Genomic DNA, 19,205 nt, shown 5'->3' on the forward strand with positions numbered 1-19,205 from the left:
CATGCGGTCTGTTTTGTCCCCCCTTTCGTCCCGCCCGCGGGCCGCGGCCCCGCTGAATGCCACGGTGATGGCCACGCTGCTGGCCGTCACGCCGCTGGCCTGGTCGGCCGCCGATCCGGTGCGCGGTGCCACGCTGTATTCGAGCAATTGCACCAGCTGCCATGGCGCGGCCAGTGCGCCGACGAATCCGCTGGTGCTGAACGCGCGCAACGCCAGCAGCGTGCTGCGCAATGCGATCAGCACCAACCGCGGCGGCATGGGCTTCCTCAGCGGGCTGAGCGAAGCGGATGCCGCCGACATCGCCGCCTTTCTCGGCAACTCGCCCGGCAGCGTGAGCTTTGCCGGCACGGCGGTGGGCAGCAGCAGCGCGGCGCAGAGCGTCACCGTGCGGGCCAGCAGCGCGCTGGCGCTGAGCACGCTGGCGGCCACTGTCAGCGGTGACTTCCAGCGCAGCGGCGGCAGCTGCGGCAGCAGTCTGGCGGCCGGCGGCAGCTGCACCATCGACCTGCAGTTCGTGCCCGGCGCCACCGGCAGCCGCAGCGGCGCGCTGAATCTCGTGCACAACGGCCTGGCGGCGGGTGTGCAGATCGGCCTCAGCGGCAGCGGCACCGCTGCTGCCGCGCCGCTGCTGTCGGTGAATGCCGCCAGCCTGAGCTTCGGCGACCTGGTGCTGGCCAGCACCAGTGCCACGCAATCGATAACTGTCAAAAACAGCGGTGATGCGGCCTTGAGCTTCTCGTCGCTGGCCTTGGCCGGCGCCGCCGCGGCCGACTACCGCCTCAGCGGCAACTGCGCGGTGGGCTCGCCGCTGGCGGCCGGCGGCGAGTGCAGCGTGGGCGTGGCCTTCAGCCCCAGCGCGCTGGGCGCGCGCGCCGCCACGCTGAACATCGCCTCGAACGGTGGCAACGGCAGCGTCAGCTTGGCCGGGCAGGGCGTGGCCCAGCCGCTGCCGGCGGTGAGCTTCGCCGAGACGCGCATCGACTTCGGCAACCAGACGCTGGGCAGCAGCGCGACGGCGCGCAGCCTCGCGCTGACCAACAGCGGCAATGCCGGCCTGAGCCTGGTCAGCCTGCAGGTCAGCGGGCCGTTCAGCCTGATCGGCCACGACTGCGGCGCCAGCCTCGCGGCCAAGGCCTCGTGCACGCTGCAGATCGGCTTCACGCCGGCCGGCATCGGCGCGGCCAGCGGCACGCTGAGCCTGGTGAGCAACGCCGCCGGCTCGCCGCACACGGTGGCACTGGCCGGTGCCGGCGTGGCGGCGGCGCCGCAGCTGGCCTGGTCCCCGGCCGTGAGCAGCCTGGCCTTCGGCAGCGGCACGGTCGGCGCCGCGCTGACTGCGCAGACGCTGACGCTGAGCAACCAGGGGCCTGGCAGTGCCACGCTGACCGAGCTTCGCCTCAGCGGCGCCGCCGCGGCGGACTTCCACCTCGAGGGCCAAGGCAGTTGTAGTGCGGGCACCGTGCTGCCGGCCGGCGGCACCTGCACGGCGGTGCTGGGCTTCGTGCCCGGCGCCGTGGGACCGCGCAGCGCCAGCCTGGACGTCGTCTCCAACGGCAATGTGCCGGGCAGCGTGGCCCTTGGCGGTACCGGTGTCGCGGCACCGGCGCCGGTGCTCACGCTGTCGTCGCGCAGCCTGAGCTTCGTGCGCGAAGGCTCGACGGGCAGCAACCCCAGCCAGACACTGACCTTGGCCAACGGCGGCAACGCCACGCTGCGGATCAGTGCGCTGACCTTGTTGTCGGCCAATTTCGGCATCACCGCCGGCGGCAGCGGCGCCTGCGCCGCGGCGCCCTTCGAGCTGGCGGCCGGCCAGCAGTGCGTGCTGACGCTCAATTGGAGCGGCAACGGGAGCAGCGAGCAGGCCAGCCTGGTGATCGCCAGCAATGCCGGTGCGGCCGGCGAGACCATCACGCTCAGCGCCAGCCAGCAGGCCAGCGTCAGCAACCAGGGCGGTGGCGGCTGCACGCTGGGCGAGGGCACGGCCAGCCGTGATCCGGTGCTGCTGGGCATGGCGCTGGCGGCCGCCGCGCTGCTGTGGCGCCGTCGGCGCGCTGCGCCGAGCGCAGGCGCTGCTTCGCAAGGAGGTCGATGATGAGCCGCTCAAAAATCGTGTCAGGCGTGCAGCAGGGGCTGCGGCTGGCGGGCCTGTTCGCCGGCATGGCCCTGGCCGGCGCCGCGTCGGCCATCGAGGTCGGCGAGGCCGCGCCGGCGCTCAGCCTGCCCAAGCGCGACGGTGCGGCCGTCGCGCTGCCCGATGGCCGGGCCCGGCTGACCTACGTGGACTTCTGGGCCTCCTGGTGCGGGCCCTGCCGCCAGTCGTTTCCCTGGCTCAATGCGATGCAGGCGCGTTACGGCGCCAAGGGCCTGCGCGTCGTCGGCGTCAACCTGGACACCAAGCTGGCCGATGCCGAACGCTTCCTGGGCGAGGTGCCGGCGCAGTTCGAAATCGTGCTCGACCCGCAAGGCGCCAGCGCCCGCCGCTATGCGCTCAAGGGCATGCCCAGTGCCGCGCTGCTGGCCGCCGACGGGCGCGTGATTGCCGTGCACCGGGGCTTTCGTGGCAACGACGGCGAAGCACTGGAAGCCCTGATCAAGACCCACCTGAACACACCATGAGCTTGAGACACCTGACCCTGGCGGCGCTGTGCGTCGCAGTGAGCGCGTGCGGCACGCTGCAGCCGCCGCAAGCCTGGCAGCGCGGCCTGCTCGCCAAGCCCGAGATGCGGCTGGACGGCGACCCGCTGCAGCAGCGCTTCGACCAGCACATCCAGATGAGCAAGGAAAACGCGTCCGGCGGCACCGGCGTCGGCGGAGGTGGCTGTGGCTGCAACTGATACCACGGCTGCAGCGCCACGGACCGAACGGCTGGAACACCGCCTGCTGGCGGCGGCCCTGATGTTGCCAGGCGTCATGGTGCCGGGTGCGATGCTGCCTGCCGTCGCACCGGCGCTGCTGGCCGCCGTTGCCCCCGGTGCGGCGCAGGCCGAGACGGCGCCCGAGCAGGGCCTGGTGGCCACCAAGCTGCTGGACTACCAGGACCGCCAGCCGGGGCTGAAGCGCACGCACGTGCGTGCCCCGTCGGCCTACCTGCTGCTGCCGATCCGCGACGAATGGGCGCTGGAGGCCTCGGCCGTCAGCGACAGCGTCTCCGGCGCTTCGCCGCGGTACCACACGGCGGTCTCCGGCGCGTCGAAGCAGGTGGAACGGCGCCGGGCCGGGGACGTGAAGCTGACGCGTTATGAACCGCGCCACAGCTGGCATGTCGGCGCTGCCGGGTCCGACGAGAACGACTTCCATTCGCTGGCCCTGTCCGGCGGCGCCACGCTGTCCAGCGAGGACAACAACCGCACCTACAGCCTCGCGGCGGCACTGACGCGCGACCGCATCAGCGCCACCAACAATCCGGGCCTGCACGAGCGGCGGCGCACGCTGCAGCTCAGCGTCGGCCTGGCGCAGAACCTCAGCGAGCGCGACGTGGTGCAAGGCACGCTGAGCTTCAGCCGCGGTCGCGGCTTCTACGACGACCCCTACAAGTTCCCTGATCACCGGCCCGACCACCGCAACCAGCTGGCGGCGGTGCTGCGCTGGAACCACCACGTCGAGAGCCTGGGCGCCAGCCTGCGCAGCGGCTACCGCTACTACGGCGACAGCTTCGGCATCCGCGCCCACACGCTGGATGTCGAATGGGTGCAGCCGCTGGGCGAGCGGATCCGGCTGACGCCGGCGCTGCGGTATCACAGCCAGCGCGCGGCGCGCTTCTACTTCGATCCGGTCTACGACACCGGCCTGGGCGAGCCCTTTCCGCCGGGCTGGACCCCCGGCACTGTGGCCAGCGCCGACCAGCGCCTGTCCGGTTTCGGCGCACTGGGCCTATCGCTCAAAGTGGACGTCAAGCTCGACGCGGCCTGGAGCGTGGACTTCAAGATCGACCACTACGCGCAACGCGGGGCCTGGCGCCTGGGCGGCAGCGGCTCGCCGGGCCTGGCGCCGTTCTCGGCGCGCTGGCTGCAGGCCGGGCTGAGCTACCGCTTCTGATCTCGAACCCTCAACCGACCACGCCCACCATCATGCATTGCCTCCTCTGGTTCACACGCGCACTGCTTGCGCTGTCGCTGGCCTTGTGCGGCGGCCTGGCCGCCGCCGCCGACTTCCTGGACCCCGCGCAGGCCTTCAAGCCCGCGCTGCAGCAGCCGGCACCGGGCCGGGCCACGCTGCGCTTCGAGATCGCCGAGCACTACCACCTGTACCGCGACCGCTTCGAGCTGCGTGATGCCGCCGGCCAGCCGGTGGCCACCGCGCTGCCGGCCGGCCGCGAGGTGTTCGACAAGGGCCTGGGCCAGAAGATGGTGGTGTGGGAGCGCGAGGTGCTGGTCGCCTTCAGCGCGCCGGCGGCCGCGGCAGACTGGCGCCTGGTCTACCAGGGCTGTGCCGACGAAGGCCTGTGCTACCCGCCGGAGCAGCTGACGCTGCGCTGGCAGCAGGAGGGCGGCGCGATGAAGGCCAGCCTGGTGCCGGTGGTCGAAGACACCAGCACGCCAGCGGCCACGCCAGGTGCAGCTGCCGCGGTGACGCCGGCTGCGCCCGCAACCCCTGCCGCACCGGCGGACGCCGCCGCCGGCGAGTCCGCGCGCATCCAGAGCGCGCTGGCTTCCGGCAACCTGCTCACGGTGATGGGCGTGTTCGTCGTCTTCGGCCTGCTGTTGTCCTTCACGCCGTGCGTGCTGCCGATGCTGCCGATCCTGTCGTCGATCATCGTCGGTCAGTCCCAACCCGTGTCGCGCGGCCGCGGCTTCACGCTGGCCCTGGCCTATTCGCTGGGCATGGCGCTGGTCTACACCGCGATGGGCATGCTGGCCGGCTGGCTGGGCCAGGGCCTGGCCGGCGCGCTGCAGAACGCCTGGGTGCTGGGCGCGTTTGCGCTGCTGCTGGCCGGGCTGTCGCTGTCGATGTTCGGCGTCTGGGAGTTCCAGATGCCGGGTGTCATTCAAGCGCGCCTGGCCGCCGGCTCGAACCGCCTGCCCGGCGGCCGCCATGCCGGCGTGTTCATGATGGGCGCGCTGTCGGCGCTGCTGGTCGGGCCCTGCGTGGCCGCGCCGCTGGCCGGCGTGCTGGTCTACATCAGCCAGACGCGTGACCTGGTGCTCGGCGGCGCGGCGCTGTTTGCGCTGGCCTGCGGCATGAGCGTGCCGCTGCTGCTGCTGGGCCTGTCGGCCGGCCGGCTGCTGCCGCGTGCCGGCGCGTGGATGGAACGCGTGAAGACGCTGTTCGGCGTGATGCTGCTGGCCACCGCGCTGTGGCTGGTGTCGCCGGTGCTGCCGATGGTGGTGACGATGCTGATCCTCGGCGCCGGCGTGCTGGTGGCGGCCGCGCTGATCGGCTGGCCTGCCGGCCGCCAGCCGGCCCCGCTGACGCGTGCACTGGCGCTGCCGCTGCTGTTGTGGGGCGTGGCGCTGTGCGTGGGCGCCTTGTCCGGCGGGCGCGACATCGCGCAGCCGCTGGGCCACCTGGCGCAGCGCGCCGGCGCGGGTGGGGCGGCCGTGGCCGGCACCGCGGCCGACGGCCCGGCCTTCACGCGTGTGCGCAGCGAAGCCGAACTGCAGCAGGCCCTGGCCTCGGCGCAGGGCCGGCTGGTGCTGCTGGACTACTACGCCGACTGGTGCGTGTCCTGCAAGGAGATGGAGCACCTGACTTTCAGCGACCCGGCAGTGCGCAGCCGCCTGCAGCGCGCGCTGCTGCTGCAAGCCGATGTCACGGCCAACAGCCCCGAATCCCGCGCGCTGCTCAAGCGCTTCAGCCTGTTCGGACCGCCCGGCATCGTCTTCCTCGACGCCGCCGGCCGCGAGATCGACGCCGCGCTGCGCGTGGTCGGCTTCATGCCGGCGCGTGAATTCGAGGGCCGGTTGCAGCGCGCGGGCCTGTGAGCAGGGCAGCTGACAGCCCGGGAGGACGATTCATGGCGGACGTACTCAGGGCTCGCGCGCGATCCGCCAGCGAGCGCAGCAGCCTGGTTCGAGAGCTCGCGGCGGCCGAGGTGGCGTGGTTCTTCACCCCAAGCGCGTTGACGACAGCAGGGCACGACGCGCCGAACCGCATCCTCGGTATCGGCGACGCGCACGCCGTCGATGGGCCCGCCGTGGGCCCGTCGACATCCGGTGCGGCTCTGAACGCCAGTCGCCGTGTCATCGGCCATGACTACGCGCTGCGCGGCACCCCGGGCCGCGTGGTCTACAGCGAGCAGATCATCACGCTGGTCAGCACCAGCGAAGCGCCGGCCGCCGTGCAGGCCATGCTGAACCGTGCTGTGGATCGCCGGTGGTGGTGTGTGTGGATCCAGGGCAGTGCCGACTTCGTGCGCCTGGCGAGCCTGGCGGCGCTGGCCCGAGGCGTGGAGGTGGGTGCGTTGCGGTCCGGTGTGCAGCGGCTGTTTTCGGCTGGCGGCGAGTCGCTGGCGTGACCGGCCGCAGCCTTGCTCAGCCCCGCCGCGGCTTGCGCCGGGCGGGCTCACGCGGGGCTTCCTGCCCGGCCCGCTGCAGCCGATAAGCCATCTGCGCGCGGCTCAAGCCCAGCTGCCGCGCGGCGGCGGCCACGTTGCCCTGGGCGGCGGCCAGCGCCTCCTGCAGCAGCTGCTGCTCAATGCCGTTCAAAGTGAGCGGCTCATCGCCGCGGCCCTGCTGCAGTTCGGCCAGCAGGCCGCCCGCGGGCTTGTCGCGTTGCGTCGTCAGCCCGCCGTGCGCGCCGATGGCCAGCAGCGCTTCTTCCGACAGCTGTTCGCGGCGGAACAGGTGCGGCACGTCGATCGCGGCGCCGTCTTCGGCCGAGATGATGCCGCGCTCGACCAGGTTCTGCAGCTCGCGGATGTTGCCCGGGAATGCGTAGTGCAGCATTGCGCGCACCGCGCGCGGCGTGAAGCCGGTGGTCTGCCGGCCATGGCGCTGCGCCTCGCGGCGCAGGAAATGGTTCATCAGCAGCGGGATGTCGTCGCGCCGCTCGCGCAGCGGCGGCAGGTGGATCGGATAGACGTTCAGGCGGAAGAACAAGTCTTCGCGAAAGCGGCCCTCGCGCACCTGGGCCTGCAGATCCACGTTGGTCGCGGCGACGACACGCACGTCCACCCGCAGCGTGCGGCTGCCGCCGACGCGTTCGATCTCGCCTTCCTGCAGCGCACGCAGCAGCTTGCCCTGGCTGACCAGGCTCAGCGTGCCGATCTCGTCGAGGAACAGCGTGCCGCCATCGGCGCGCTCGAAGCGCCCGGCGCGCGAGGTCGTGGCGCCGGTGAAGGCGCCGCGCTCGACGCCGAATAGCTCGGACTCGATCAAGGTCTCGGGAATCGCCGCGCAGTTCACCGCGATGAAGGGCTTGTCGACGCGTGCGCTGACACGGTGCAGGCGCCGCGCGAAGGCTTCCTTGCCGACGCCCGATTCGCCGGTGAACAGCACCGTGGCCTGGGTGCGCGCGACGCGGTCGAGCTGGTGGCAGGCCGAGTTGAAGGCCGATGAGGCACCGACGATCTCGTGGCGCTCGCCGGGTTCGGGCCGCGGCAGCGGCAGCGGGCGCACGGCCGGCGCCGCCGGCGCGGTCTCGGCCAGGCTGCGGTAGTCATGGGCCTGCAGGTAGCGCAGGTCTTCGCTGACATCGCCCCAGGCCGCCGCATGCCGGCCGATCACCCGGCAGACGCTGGCGCCCATCGAGCGGCACTCGATCTCGCGGAACACCACCAGCTGGCCGAACAGGCTGGTGACATAGCCGGTGGCATAACCCACCTGCGACCAGCAGGCGGCCTCGGTGCCCAGGCCGTAGGCGCTGATGTGTTCGTCGTCCTCGCTGGAGTGTTCCCACAGGAACTCGCCTTCGTAGGTGCCGCGGTCGATGTCGAAATCGAAGGACACCGGCGTGACCTTGACCACGCCTTCGATCGCATGCAGCCGCGTGCCGGCCATGAATACCGCGGCGGCATCGCTGTTCGGCCAGCGCTCGCGCACCAGTTGCGCATCCCGCGCGCCCGACACGTAGCCGGCCCGCGTGAGCAGGCCGCGCGCGCGCGCCATGCCGAGGGTGTCGATCAGCTCGCGGCGCAGGTGGCCCATGGCCGAGCTGTGCCACAGCAGCATGCGTTGGTCGTTGAGCCAGATGCGACCGTCACCAGGCGAGAAGAACAGCGATTCGGTCAGGTCCGCCAGCGTCGGCTGCAGGCCGAGCGCGGGGTCGAAGTGGGCGCTGTCGCCGCGGCGCAGCATCGTGCCGCTCTGGCGGGCCATCTCGGCCAGCGAGATGCGTGTTTGTTTGGCCATGCGGCGCTATCGCTCATTTGATGAAGGGCGGGCCCGGCAGTCTGCCTGGCAATCGCTCATTTAAGCAATCGGCAGCGGCCCGGATACCGCGCGCTGTTGTGATCGCATCGGCGCTCGTCAACACGCCGCTTCGCGAAGATCGTGCCAGACCGGTAGCGCACGACGGGTGGCACTTGTCAAGCCTTTCGCCCCTCCTTTTGGGGATGTACGCTTCGCGCTGCGTGTTCGATCGTCCGGTGCTGGTGCCTGTTGCCGCGTTCGACCGGCGACAAGAACTCACCCGGATCCCTTCATGCAAACGACCGCCCCTGCAGCGCCACGGGTTGCCGGCCTCCTGGTCGGGCTGCTCGGCGCCGTCATGGTGCTGCACTGGGTGTTCCAGGTAGACGCCATCACCGGTCTCATCCCGGGTGCCGAGCTCGTCGGCATCGTGACCCCGATGCTGTTCGTCGCTGCAGGCCTCTGCTTTTTCAATGCCTCGCGGCCACCCGGGGCGGCCCCCTGGCTCGCTCGACTGTCAGCGATGTGCATCGCCGCGCTGATCGCGTTTCCCGTGGCCTATCTGTTCGAAAGCGCCACGGGGATCGCACTGGGGATCGACTTTGTCCGGGCCGGCACCGTTCCCACGGCCGCCAATCCGTACCCCGGGCGCATGTCGCCGAACGCCAGCTTGGCGTTCCTGCTGAGCGGCATCGCTTTCGGCTTGCGCGCACGGCGCCCCACACGGGCCGGTCAACTCGGCTTCCTGGCGCTGGTTCTGGCGGTTTTCATGATCGGCCTGAGTGGCCTGGTCGGCTACTTCGTGGACCTGGAAACGCTGTACCGGCTGGCGAGCTTCAACCGGATGCTGCCGGTCACCGCGTTCGGCATCACCGTCGTCGGCACCGGTCTGTGGCTGCTGCACGACGCGTCGCAGGCCTTCGATCCCAAGGCCTTGCACAAGAGCGAGCGGCGCATCAAACGCCGCTCGCTCGCCATCATCACGCTCGTCGCGTTGGCGGGCGGTGTCGCAAGTTTCGCGCTGATGCGCGATACCTTCGAGCAGTCGGTGTCAAAGAACATGCTGCTCACCGCCACGACGAACGCCACCTCGCTGGCCCACACCATCGAGGTGAGCCTGTGGTTCCCGAGGACCGTTGCCAATCGGCCGGCCGCCCGCCAGGCCCTGGACAAGCTGAGCAAGGCGCCCGACGACGCGCCGGCCAAGGACTTCCTGCAGCGGGTTGCCGACAGTTTCCTGACCGCCGACCTGACGGGCGTGCACATCTACGCCGCGAGCGGCGAGCGCGTGGCCCAGGCAGGCTCGATGACGTCCGCGCAGGGGACCGTCATTCAGCATCTGGCGAATGCCGGCCAGTCGACCTTGCTGGCCTGGAAAGACGGCTACCTGCTCGTCGCCGAAACCGATGTCGTCGTCGACGGGCGTTCGGTGGGACGGGTGCTCACCGAACAGCGCATGCCGCTCTTCGATCGCTTGCTGGCCGACGTGCGCGCCTCCAGTGCCACATCCGATGTTGCGATCTGCGGTCGGCAGAATGACAAGGCGATCTGCGCGCCGAACCGGCTTCGCCCTTCGGGCTTCGAAACCCCGATGTTCGATGCGGCCGGCAATCCTGGCCTGCCTGTCACCCGGGCTCTGCGCGGCGAGCGCGGCGTGCTCTTCATCAAGGACCCGCGCGGCATCAACGTCGTCTCGGCCTTCACGCCGATCAAGGATTTCGGTCTCGGCTTGGCGGTCAAGACCGATGTCGACACGCTCTACGCACCGCTGCGCTCGCGCCTGAATGTGCTGGCGCTGGCGCTGGTCGGCATCGTCGCGCTGGCCATCTATGCCCAGCACAGCCAGGTGAGGCCGGTGCTCAAGCAACTGGTCGCCAGCGAGCAAAGCCTTGCCCGCATGGGTCGGGTGGCCGGCGTCGGCGGCTGGGAGATCGACCTGGTGACGGGCAAGCACACCTGGACCGAGGAGACGCGACACATCCACGAGGTCGGGCCTGACTACGCGCCGACGATGGAGACTGCCATCGCGTTCTACGCGCCGGAGATTCGTTCGGGCATCGAAGCGGCCGTCCTGAAGGGGATCGAGCGGGGCGAGCCTTGGAACCTGGAAGTGCCCCTGATGACGGCCACCGGTCGTCAGATCTGGGTTCGCACTCAGGGCGAAGCCGAGTTTCAGGACGGCAAGCCCGTTCGCCTGGTGGCGGCGATCCAGGACATCACCGCCGCCAAGGCAGCCGAGCAAGCGCTGCGCGACAGCGAGCATCGCCTGCGCATGGTGACCGACAACCTGCCGGTGCTGATCTCCTGCCTCGACCGGGACCTGCGCTTTCGGTTCGTCAACCGCACCTACCAGCAGTGGTTCGGCAGCGAAGCGGCACCGCAGATCGGGGACAGCGTGCAGGACTTCTATGGCGAGCCGGCCTGGGCGGAGATCGAGCCCCGACTGCGGGCGGCCCTGGCAGGTCAGGCGCTGGCCTACGACCGCGACATGGTGCGCCACGGGGATCGGCGCCATGTGCATGTCACCGTCGTGCCGGACCGCAACGGGCAGGACGATGTCGTCGGCCTGTACACCCTGATCAGCGATGTCAGCTCCTACCGCGAAGCGCAGCGCGCCTTGCAGGAGAGCGAGGCGCGCCTGCGCACGATGGCCGATGCGCTGCCGATGCGCGTGGCCTACATCGACGCCGACGAACGCTACCGATTCAACAATCTGGCGTACGAGCGCGGCTTCGGCAAACCGCGTGAGGACATCCAGGGCCAGACCGTGCGCGCCCTGTTGGGCGAGGCCGCGTACACCTCGGTTGAACCGCACATTCGCAGCGCGTTGAGTGGAAAGCCGGTCACGTTCCAGAGTGAGATGAGCAGCGGCGACAGCTATGTCTGCTACGAGGCCCACTACATCCCGCAGCGCGCGGTCGACGGCAGCACGGTGCTCGGCTTCCACGCGGTGATCAGCGACATCACGCGCCAGAAGCTCGAAGAAAAGCGGCTGATCGAACTGGCCCGCGCCGACCCGCTCACCGGCCTGGTCAACCGCGCCGGCTTCGAGTTGCGCCTGGCAGCGGCGATGCAGCGCTGCCGCGCCACGGGCGCGCTGATGGCGCTCATGTACCTGGACATCGACCGCTTCAAGCGAATCAATGATCAGTTCGGGCACAACGTGGGCGACGCGCTGCTGCTGGCATTTGCGCGCAGGTTGTCGCAAACCTTGCGTTCGACCGACACCGTGGCCCGGCTGGGCGGCGATGAGTTCACGGTGATCATGGAAGGCCTGCCGACACCCGAGGTGGCGGCCATCGTCGCCAACAAGATCGTCAAGGCCATGAGCACGCCGTTCAAGATGAACCAGCAGACGATCGATGTCACCACCAGCATCGGTCTGGCCTTCTACCAGGGGGACGCCACCAGCGTCGACGCACTCGTCAAGCAGGCTGACGTGATGCTCTACCAGGCCAAGGGCGCGGGGCGCAACAACGTCCAGGTGGCGCTGCGCCTCATCGAAGGCGGTCGCGCCTAGCCGTTTCCGACGCCGCCAGCGCTTTGCTGATGCTTATTTGGTGAAACCTGTTCCAGGAAGTCACGGCTGAAATTGCTTATATAAGCAACAGCCGGCCCGGCTGTGGCCGGCTTTTTGCGCCTGCTGCGGCGCAACAAAGCTACCCCGGGAAAGTCCTGAGAGCGGTCCCTGCGCCACCTCTGGCGTAGAGCCTCGCCGGCGCCATGGTGCGCCGCCGCAATCAGCGCGCCGGCGGCACCTGCGGCACGGCTGTTGCGCAAGGTGAGCCCAACAGCCGCGGCGAGCCACCTTCGCCTCGCGGCCCACCGGACCTAACGTTCTTTCTGACAGGAGAAGCCCGACGTGACCACCCCCACTTTCCTGAAGCCCGCCCTGTGGCGCGAGCACCTCTACAGCAACGGCTGGCGTGCCGCGATGGTCGCCGCCGACGTGATCGAGCCGGCCACCGGCCAGGAGCTGGCGCGCACCGGCCGCGCGGTGCCGGCGGATGTGGCCAGCGCCGCCGCGGGTGCCGCCGCTGCTCAGCCGGCCTGGGCCGCGATGGCGCCGCGTGAACGCGCCGCGGTGTTCCTGCGCGCGGCCACCTTGCTGCAGCAGCACTTCGACGAACTGGCGCTCTTCATCACCCGCGAAACCGGCGCCATCCTGCCCAAGGGCCAGCATGAGGTGCGCGAAGCCGTGGCCTTCTGCCAGCTGGCCGCCGGCATGCCGATGCAGGCCCAAGGCCAGGTGCTGCCCAGCACGCCGGGCCGCATGAGCATTGCGCGGCGCGTGCCGCATGGCGTGATCGGCGTGATCTCGCCGTTCAACTTTCCGTTGATCCTGACCTTGCGTGTGGTGGCTTCGGCGCTGGCGGTCGGCAATGCCGTGATCATCAAGCCCGATGCGCGCACGCCCGTCAGTGGTGGCTACCTGATCGCGCAGATGTTCGAAGAAGCCGGCCTGCCGTCGGGTGTGCTGCATGTGCTGCCCGGCGGCGCCGATGTCGGCGAAGCGCTGGTCACCGAACCCCAGGTGTCGATGATCTCGTTCACCGGTTCGGCGGCGGTGGGCCGGCGCATCGGCGAACTGGCCGGCCAGCAGCTGAAGAAAGTTTCGCTGGAGCTGGGCGGCAGCAACAGCCTGATCATCCTCGACGATGCCGACCTCGATCTCGCCGCCAGCAACGCCGCCTGGGGCGCCTGGCTGCACCAGGGCCAGATCTGCATGGCCAGCAACCGCGTACTGGTGCAGGAATCGATCGCCGACGCGATCACCGAACGCCTGGTGGCCAAGGCCACGCACCTGCCGGTGGGCAATGGCGCAACCGGCCAGGTGGCACTCGGCCCCTTGATCGACGCCCGCCAGCGCGACCGCGTGCATGCGGTCGTGCAGGACAGCGTCAAGGCCGGCGCCAAGCTGCTGGCCGGTGGCACGTACGACGGCCTGTTCTACAAGCCCACCGTGCTCGGCGACGTGAAGCCCGGCATGCGCTGCTTCGACGACGAGGTCTTCGGCCCGGTGCTGAACCTGGCCACCTTCAAGACCGACGACGAGGCGGTGGCCATCGCCAACAACAGCCGCGGCGGCCTGGCAGCAGCAGTCATTTCCCGCTCGGTCGGCCGCGCGATGGCCGTGGCCCAGCGCCTGCGCGCCGGCATGGTCCATGTCAACGACCAGACGATCAACGACGACGCCGTCAATCCCTTCGGCGGCCCCGGCATCGCCGGCAACGGCAGCTCGCACGGCGGCCCCGGCGACTGGGAGACCTTCACCACCTGGCAGTGGCTGACCGTCAAGGACACACCGCCTCAGTTTCCTTTCTGAATCTGCACCAAGGACCACCGCATGAATTTCCAAGGCAAGACCATCGTCATCACCGGCGTCAGCTCGGGCATCGGTGCCGAAACCGCGCGCCTGCTGCGCTTTGCCGGCGCCAGCGTGATCGGCGTCGACCGCAACGAGCCGATGCTGACGCTGGACGGCTTCATCAAGGCCGACCTGTCGGAGCAGTCGACCATCGACGCCGCGGTCAAGCAGTTGCCGGCGCGCATTGATGCGCTGTGCAATGTCGCCGGCGTGCCGGGCACCGCGCCGGTCGACCTGGTCGGCCGCGTCAACTACCTGGGCCTGCGCCACCTGTGCCAGCGCCTGGTCGACCGCCTGCCGGCGGGGGGCAGCATCGTCAACATCTCGTCGATCCTCGGTGCCGAATGGCCGCAGCGCGTGGCCCAGCACAAGGCGCTGGCGGCCACCGGCAACTTCGAGGCCGGCCTGGCCTGGCTGGCCAAGAACCCGGTGCCGCAGGAGACCTGCTACCAATACTTCAAGGAAGCGCTGATCGTCTGGAGCACCACGCAATCGCAGAAGTGGTTCCTGGAGACCGGCGTGCGCATGAATTGCGTCGCGCCCGGCCCGGTGTTCACGCCCATCCTCGGCGACTTCGTCAGCATGCTCGGCCAGGACCGCGTCGCCGCCGATGCCCACCGCATGAAGCGCCCGGCACTGGCCGACGAAGTGGCGCCGGTGATCGCCTTCCTCTGCTCGGACGCGGCGCGCTGGGTCAGCGGCATCAACCTGCCGGTCGACGGCGGATTGGCGTCGACTTATCTCTAGCGCCTGACAGCAGCGTCCAAACCACAACACCCACGACAGGAGACATCCATGCGCCCACACCGCCACGCACTGGCGGTGGCGGCAGCCCTCGCGCTGCCCGCCGCCCACGCTTTCGACATCGGTACCGGTGATCCGGACCTGAAGATCCGGCTCGATCTGACGCCGAAGTTCAGTGCCGCCTATCGCCTGAAGAACCCGTCCCAGAACCTGACCAAGCTGGATGTCGCGGCCGACCCCGGCATCGTCAACGAGGACGACGGCGACCACAACTTCAACAAGGGCCTGATCTCGCGCCGCTTCGACTTGCTGAGCGAGCTGGACATCACGGCGAAAAACTTCGGCGGCCGCCTGAGCGCCACCGCCTGGCACGACGGCGTCTACCTCGGTCGCAGCGACTACGCCGGCACGCCGCTGCTGGCCGGCGGCCAGGCGCTGGGGCCGGTGGTCTCGACTTCGAACAACCAGTCCGGCCAGGCGGCCAACGAGTTCCTGCCCGACACGCGGCGCCAGCATGGCCGCAGCGGCGAGATCCTGGATGCCTTCGTGTATGTCAAGGGTGACATCGGCGGCATGAAGGGCACGCTGCGCCTGGGCAAGCACACGCTGCAATGGGGTGAGAGCCTGTTCTTCGGCCAGAACGGCATTGCCAATGCACAGGGGCCGGTGGACGTGGCCAAGATCCTCTCGGTGCCGGGCTGGCAGTTCAAGGAAGTGCTGCTGCCGGTGGAGCAGGTCTCGGGCTCGCTGCAGCTGGCCGAAGGCCTGTCGGTCGGCGCCTACTACCAGCTGAAGTGGCGCCCGAGCAAGATTCCGGGCGTCGGCAGCTATTTCTCGAACCAGGACTACGTGGGCACCGGCACCGTCAACTTCGGCCAGGCACCCGACGGCAGCCCGATCCTGCTGAGCTACGACAAGAGCAAGGACATGCGGCCGAAGAACAGCGGCCAGGGCGGCGTGCAGCTGCGCTGGAGCCCGACCGGCAGCGAGTTCGAGTTCGGCCTGTATGCCGCGCAATACCACGACAAGACGCCCGCCGTGCCGGTGTTCGATTTCGTCAACGGCAACGTGCACCTGGTCTATGCCAGCAACATCCGCACGGTGGGCGCCAGCGTCACCTCGTCGGTGGGCCAGCTGAACTGGGCGGTGGAAGGCTCGGTGCGCCACAACGCACCGCTGACCAGCGACCCCGCGGTGCTGGGCCTGGGGCCGATCCTGGCCTGCGACACCAGCAGCGCCACGCCGTGTTATGCGGTCGGCAACACCGCGCACTTGCAGGTCTCCGGCATCTACGTGCTGCAGCCCAATGCGCTGTGGCAGGGCGGCGCCATCGTCAGCGAGCTGGCCTACAACCGGCGGCTGAAGATCACGCGCGACATCTTCGCCATCGGGCCCAACGGCACGAGCGTCGGCCTCGGTGGGCTGGACCCCAACACCACCCAGGGCGCCTTCGCCTTCCGCATGATCTTCGAGCCGCAGTACTTCCAGGTGCTGCCAGGCCTGGACCTGTCGGTGCCCATCGGCGTGGGCTACAACTTCGGCGGCCGTTCGTCGTCGATCTTCAACTTCGCCGGTGGCGCTTCGCGGGCCGGCGACTACAGCATCGGCATCAAGGGCAAGTACCAGAACGACTGGAACGTCGCGCTCTCGTACAACGACTACTTCGGCAAGGAGAAGACCTTCACCGAAAACTTCGTCGCCGGCACCGGCTCGCCGCGCCAGCTGACCTACGCCCAATCGCTGCGTGACCGCGCCTACCTCGCGTTCAACGTTTCGCGCACTTTCTGACCTCTCCGGAGTCCGACATGAAATTCACTTTCCTCGCCGCGGCCTGCGCCGCCGTGTGTGTTCCGCTGGCGGCCGGCGCCGCCGTGACGGCCGAAGAAGCCGCCAAGCTCAAGACCACGCTGACCCCGCTGGGCGCCGAGCGTGCCGCCAACAAGGACGGCAGCATTCCGGCCTGGGACGGCGGCATGACCAAGGCACCGGCCGGCTACAAGGCCGGCGACGCCCGGCCCGACCCCTTTGCCGGCGAGAAGCCGCTGCTGGCTATCACCGCGAAGAACATGGACCAGCATGCCGCGCGGCTGAGCGACGGCACGAAGGCACTGCTGAAGAAGTACCCCGAGTACCGCATCGACGTCTACCCGACGCACCGTACCGCGGCCGCTCCGCAATGGGTTTATGACAACACCTTCAAGAACGCCACCCGCGCCAAGCTGGCCGATGGCGGCCAGGGCACCGAAGGCGCGTATGGCGGCACGCCGTTCCCGATTCCCAAGGACGGCTACGAGGTGATTCAGAACCACCGCCTGGCCTGGACCGGCACCTACATCCAGGCACCGGTGCGGGTGTGGGTGGTCACGGCCGACGGCAAGCGCGCGATGGCCTCCGGCGGCGTGCAGAGCTTCCGCAAGCAGTACTACGACCCCGAAGGCAGCCTGGAGAAGTTCGACGGCTACTACCAGCTCGGCAAGTTCGCGGTCACGGAACCCGGCTCCAAGGCCGGCGAGGCCATCCTCGCGCACGACAACCTGAACGCGACCAACCCGCGCGGCCTGTGGCAATACCTGGTGGGCCAGCGCCGCGTGCGCAAGGCGCCTTCGGTGGCCTACGACACGCCGGATTCGGTGACCTCGGGCATCGGCCTGTTCGACGAGGCCTTCAACCTGTTCGGCCCGATCGACAAGCATGAGCTGAAGCTGGTCGGCAAGAAGGAGATGTACATCCCGTACAACAACAACCGCGCCGCCGCTGCCAAGGTGGCCGACCTGGTGACGCCGAACACGCTGAACCCGGCGCAGGTGCGCTGGGAGCTGCACCGCGTGTGGGAGGTGGAAGCAACGCTGGCCGCCGGCAAGCGCCATGTGGTGCCCAAGCGCAAGTACTACATCGACGAGGACAGCTGGCAGATCATCCTGTTCGACGGCTGGGATGCCAAGGGTGAACTGTGGCGCACCAATTACACGCTACTGCTGCTGGCGCCCGACCTGCCCGCGGTGGTCGGCAGCATGCTGTGGGGCGGCTACGACCTGCAGACCGGCGCCTACTACCTGAACATGGCGTCCAACGAGCTGTCCAGCCAGTACAAGGCGGTGCCGCCGCTGCCGCGCAGCTTCTTCAGCCCCGAGGAACTGGCCAACGAGGGCACAAGGTGACCCCCCTGGCAATGGCTTCGCCGCGCCGGTTCCGCGGCGGCCGCTGGATCGGACCGGTGGCGCTGGCGGCCGCGCTGGCCGCCGCATCGGTCGGCGCCGCGCAGGCCGATGCGCCGCCGGCCGCGCTGAGCGAGCCGGCGCTGCACAGCCCGAAGGCGCTGAATGCGGCAACGCTGGCCGTGACGCGTGCCGGCGCGCGGCTGGTGGCCGTCGGTGAGCGTGGCACCGTGCTGCTGTCGGACGACGCCGGCGCCACGTGGCGCCAGGCCAAGGTGCCGGTGCAGGCCACGCTGACGACGGTGCGTTTCGTTGATGCCAAGAAGGGTTGGGCAGCAGGTCACCTCGGCGTGATCCTGAGCAGCGACGACGGCGGCGAGAGCTGGACGCTGCAGCTCGACGGCTTGAAGGCTGCGCAGGCGATCGCCGCCGCTGCTACCGGCCAGGATGAGCGTGCGCAAAAGGCGGCACGCCGCATCGTCGAGGAGGGGCCCGACAAGCCCTTCTTCGACCTGGAGTTCGTCGACGCGCAACGCGGTTATGCGGTCGGCGCTTACAGCCTGGCCTTCGAAACACGCGACGGCGGCAAGCGCTGGACGCCGCTGGCCTTGCCCAACCCGAAGAACCTGCACCTGTACGGCGTTCGGGTGGCCGGTGGCCATGCCTTCATCGCCGGGGAGCAGGGCCTGCTGCTGAAGTCGAACGACAGCGGGGACGGCTTCACGGTCCTGGCCTCGCCCTACAAGGGCAGCTTCTTCGGCCTGCTGGCCACGCGCAGCGGCGCGCTGATCGCCTACGGCCTGCGCGGCAACGCGCTGCGCTCGGCCGACCAGGGCGCGAGCTGGGACAAGCTCGAGACCGGCGTGACGGTGTCGATGAGCGCCGCCGCGCTGCTCGACGGCGACGCGCTGGCCCTGCTCAGCCAGAGCGGCGAGGTGCTGCTCAGCCGCGACGACGGCAAGAGCTTCAAGAAGCTGCCGAGAACGGCCGAGCCCGTGCCGGCCGCTGGTCTTGCGCAGGCCGACGGCCAGCTGGTACTGGCCAGCCTGCGCGGCACGCGCCGCCAACCTGCCCCCTGACTCTTTGCACTCCTGAACTGCCCCCATGCACGCCGACACATCCCTCGACGCCCAACCCGTCGTCGCCCGCCTCGCTGATTTCGACACCCGGTCGGGCTCGCTGGCCGAGCGCGCGTTTTTCAACCACCGCCCCTGGGTGATGGCGATCTGCCTGGTCATCACCTTGCTGCTGGGCTGGCAAGCCTTCAGCCTGCGGTTGAACGCCAGCTTCGAGAAGACCATCCCCACCACGCATGCCTATATCGTCAACTACCTGGCCAACAAGGCCAACCTGGCGGGGCAGGGCAACGCGATGCGCATCGCGGTGGAGACGACCGGTGAGTCGATCTTCGACAAGACCTACCTCGATACGCTGCAGAAGCTCAACGACGAGATCTTCCTGCTGCCGGGGGTGGACCGGCCGTTCATGAAGTCGCTGTGGACCAGCAACACGCGCTGGGTCGCGGTGACCGAAGAAGGCCTGGACGGCAACACGGTGATGGGCGACAGCTACGACGGCTCGCCCGCGAGCCTGGCGGAGGTGCGCGCGAATGTCGAACGTTCGGGTGAGATCGGCCAGCTGGTGGCGGGC

13 protein-coding genes and 1 pseudogene are annotated in these 19,205 nt (G+C 69.5%); 13 read left to right on the forward strand and 1 reads right to left on the reverse strand.

What is annotated here, in order from left to right; genetic code table 11:
* The first annotated feature begins 67 nt into the window (after positions 1–67).
* From VLK61_RS07095 to VLK61_RS07120, 6 genes are read left to right on the forward strand one after another with little or no spacing between them, the layout of a single operon-like run.
* Positions 68–2,092, forward strand: a complete 2,025-nt coding sequence (locus VLK61_RS07095) for a choice-of-anchor D domain-containing protein (RefSeq protein ID WP_325419616.1) — start codon at positions 68–70, stop codon at positions 2,090–2,092.
* Positions 2,092–2,616: a TlpA family protein disulfide reductase gene (locus tag VLK61_RS07100; protein ID WP_325419618.1), complete on the forward strand. Its 525-nt coding sequence runs from the start codon at positions 2,092–2,094 to the stop codon at positions 2,614–2,616. Before VLK61_RS07095 ends, VLK61_RS07100 begins: the two co-directional genes overlap by 1 nt.
* Entirely contained in the window at positions 2,613–2,834 is a 222-nt protein-coding gene (locus VLK61_RS07105) for a DUF4266 domain-containing protein (RefSeq protein WP_325419620.1), read from the forward strand. Before VLK61_RS07100 ends, VLK61_RS07105 begins: the two co-directional genes overlap by 4 nt.
* On the forward strand, positions 2,821–4,035 hold the full coding sequence (locus VLK61_RS07110) for a DUF3570 domain-containing protein (RefSeq protein WP_325419621.1): 1,215 nt from the start codon (positions 2,821–2,823) through the stop codon (positions 4,033–4,035). The genes VLK61_RS07105 and VLK61_RS07110 overlap by 14 nt, the downstream gene beginning before the upstream one ends.
* 32 nt (positions 4,036–4,067) lie before the next feature.
* On the forward strand, positions 4,068–5,921 hold the full coding sequence (gene dsbD, locus VLK61_RS07115; protein WP_325419623.1) for a protein-disulfide reductase DsbD: 1,854 nt from the start codon (positions 4,068–4,070) through the stop codon (positions 5,919–5,921).
* Positions 5,922–5,953: 32 nt separating this feature from the next.
* Entirely contained in the window at positions 5,954–6,454 is a 501-nt protein-coding gene (locus VLK61_RS07120) for an LPD7 domain-containing protein (RefSeq protein ID WP_325419625.1), read from the forward strand.
* Between the two features lie 16 nt (positions 6,455–6,470).
* Here VLK61_RS07120 and VLK61_RS07125 read toward each other — a convergent pair whose 3' ends face one another.
* Positions 6,471–8,288, reverse strand: a complete 1,818-nt coding sequence (locus VLK61_RS07125; RefSeq protein WP_325419627.1) for a sigma 54-interacting transcriptional regulator — start codon at positions 8,286–8,288, stop codon at positions 6,471–6,473.
* A 292-nt stretch (positions 8,289–8,580) separates the two neighbouring features.
* Here VLK61_RS07125 and VLK61_RS07130 point away from each other — a divergent pair, with 292 nt between their 5' ends.
* The 7 genes and pseudogenes from VLK61_RS07130 to VLK61_RS07160 all read left to right on the forward strand — a co-directional run.
* Positions 8,581–11,808, forward strand: coding sequence for a diguanylate cyclase domain-containing protein (locus VLK61_RS07130; RefSeq protein ID WP_325419628.1), 3,228 nt, complete (start codon positions 8,581–8,583; stop codon positions 11,806–11,808).
* 372 nt (positions 11,809–12,180) lie between these two features.
* Positions 12,181–13,614 carry a benzaldehyde dehydrogenase gene (locus tag VLK61_RS07135; RefSeq protein WP_325419638.1) on the forward strand — a complete coding sequence of 478 codons (1,434 nt, stop codon included), beginning with the start codon at positions 12,181–12,183 and terminating at the stop codon, positions 13,612–13,614.
* A gap of 21 nt (positions 13,615–13,635) precedes the next feature.
* Complete coding sequence (locus VLK61_RS07140; RefSeq protein WP_325419630.1) at positions 13,636–14,403, forward strand: coniferyl-alcohol dehydrogenase; 768 nt, start codon at positions 13,636–13,638, stop codon at positions 14,401–14,403.
* A 48-nt stretch (positions 14,404–14,451) separates the two neighbouring features.
* On the forward strand, positions 14,452–16,188 hold the full coding sequence (locus tag VLK61_RS07145; RefSeq protein WP_325419632.1) for a DUF1302 domain-containing protein: 1,737 nt from the start codon (positions 14,452–14,454) through the stop codon (positions 16,186–16,188).
* Between the two features lie 17 nt (positions 16,189–16,205).
* Complete coding sequence (locus VLK61_RS07150; protein ID WP_325419634.1) at positions 16,206–17,558, forward strand: DUF1329 domain-containing protein; 1,353 nt, start codon at positions 16,206–16,208, stop codon at positions 17,556–17,558.
* Positions 17,555–18,634: a YCF48-related protein gene (locus VLK61_RS07155; RefSeq protein WP_325419636.1), complete on the forward strand. Its 1,080-nt coding sequence runs from the start codon at positions 17,555–17,557 to the stop codon at positions 18,632–18,634. The genes VLK61_RS07150 and VLK61_RS07155 overlap by 4 nt, the downstream gene beginning before the upstream one ends.
* Before the next feature lie 25 nt (positions 18,635–18,659).
* A pseudogene (locus VLK61_RS07160) lies at positions 18,660–19,205 on the forward strand (RND family transporter); the annotation flags it as partial.

Origin of the sequence: Aquabacterium sp. (assembly GCF_035476535.1) — a bacterium.
Taxonomy (GTDB): domain Bacteria; phylum Pseudomonadota; class Gammaproteobacteria; order Burkholderiales; family Burkholderiaceae_C; genus Pseudaquabacterium.

Excerpts from the sequence above, each read along its gene's own strand:
- VLK61_RS07095 (WP_325419616.1), top strand. The coding sequence starts at position 68 with ATGGCCACGCTGCTGGCCGTCACGCCGCTGGCCTGGTCGGCCGCCGAT.
- VLK61_RS07100 (WP_325419618.1), top strand. The coding sequence starts at position 2,092 with ATGAGCCGCTCAAAAATCGTGTCAGGCGTGCAGCAGGGGCTGCGGCTG.
- VLK61_RS07105 (WP_325419620.1), top strand. The coding sequence starts at position 2,613 with ATGAGCTTGAGACACCTGACCCTGGCGGCGCTGTGCGTCGCAGTGAGC.
- dsbD (WP_325419623.1), top strand. The coding sequence starts at position 4,068 with ATGCATTGCCTCCTCTGGTTCACACGCGCACTGCTTGCGCTGTCGCTG.
- VLK61_RS07120 (WP_325419625.1), top strand. The coding sequence starts at position 5,954 with ATGGCGGACGTACTCAGGGCTCGCGCGCGATCCGCCAGCGAGCGCAGC.
- VLK61_RS07125 (WP_325419627.1), bottom strand. The coding sequence starts at position 8,288 with ATGGCCAAACAAACACGCATCTCGCTGGCCGAGATGGCCCGCCAGAGC.
- VLK61_RS07130 (WP_325419628.1), top strand. The coding sequence starts at position 8,581 with ATGCAAACGACCGCCCCTGCAGCGCCACGGGTTGCCGGCCTCCTGGTC.
- VLK61_RS07140 (WP_325419630.1), top strand. The coding sequence starts at position 13,636 with ATGAATTTCCAAGGCAAGACCATCGTCATCACCGGCGTCAGCTCGGGC.
- VLK61_RS07145 (WP_325419632.1), top strand. The coding sequence starts at position 14,452 with ATGCGCCCACACCGCCACGCACTGGCGGTGGCGGCAGCCCTCGCGCTG.
- VLK61_RS07150 (WP_325419634.1), top strand. The coding sequence starts at position 16,206 with ATGAAATTCACTTTCCTCGCCGCGGCCTGCGCCGCCGTGTGTGTTCCG.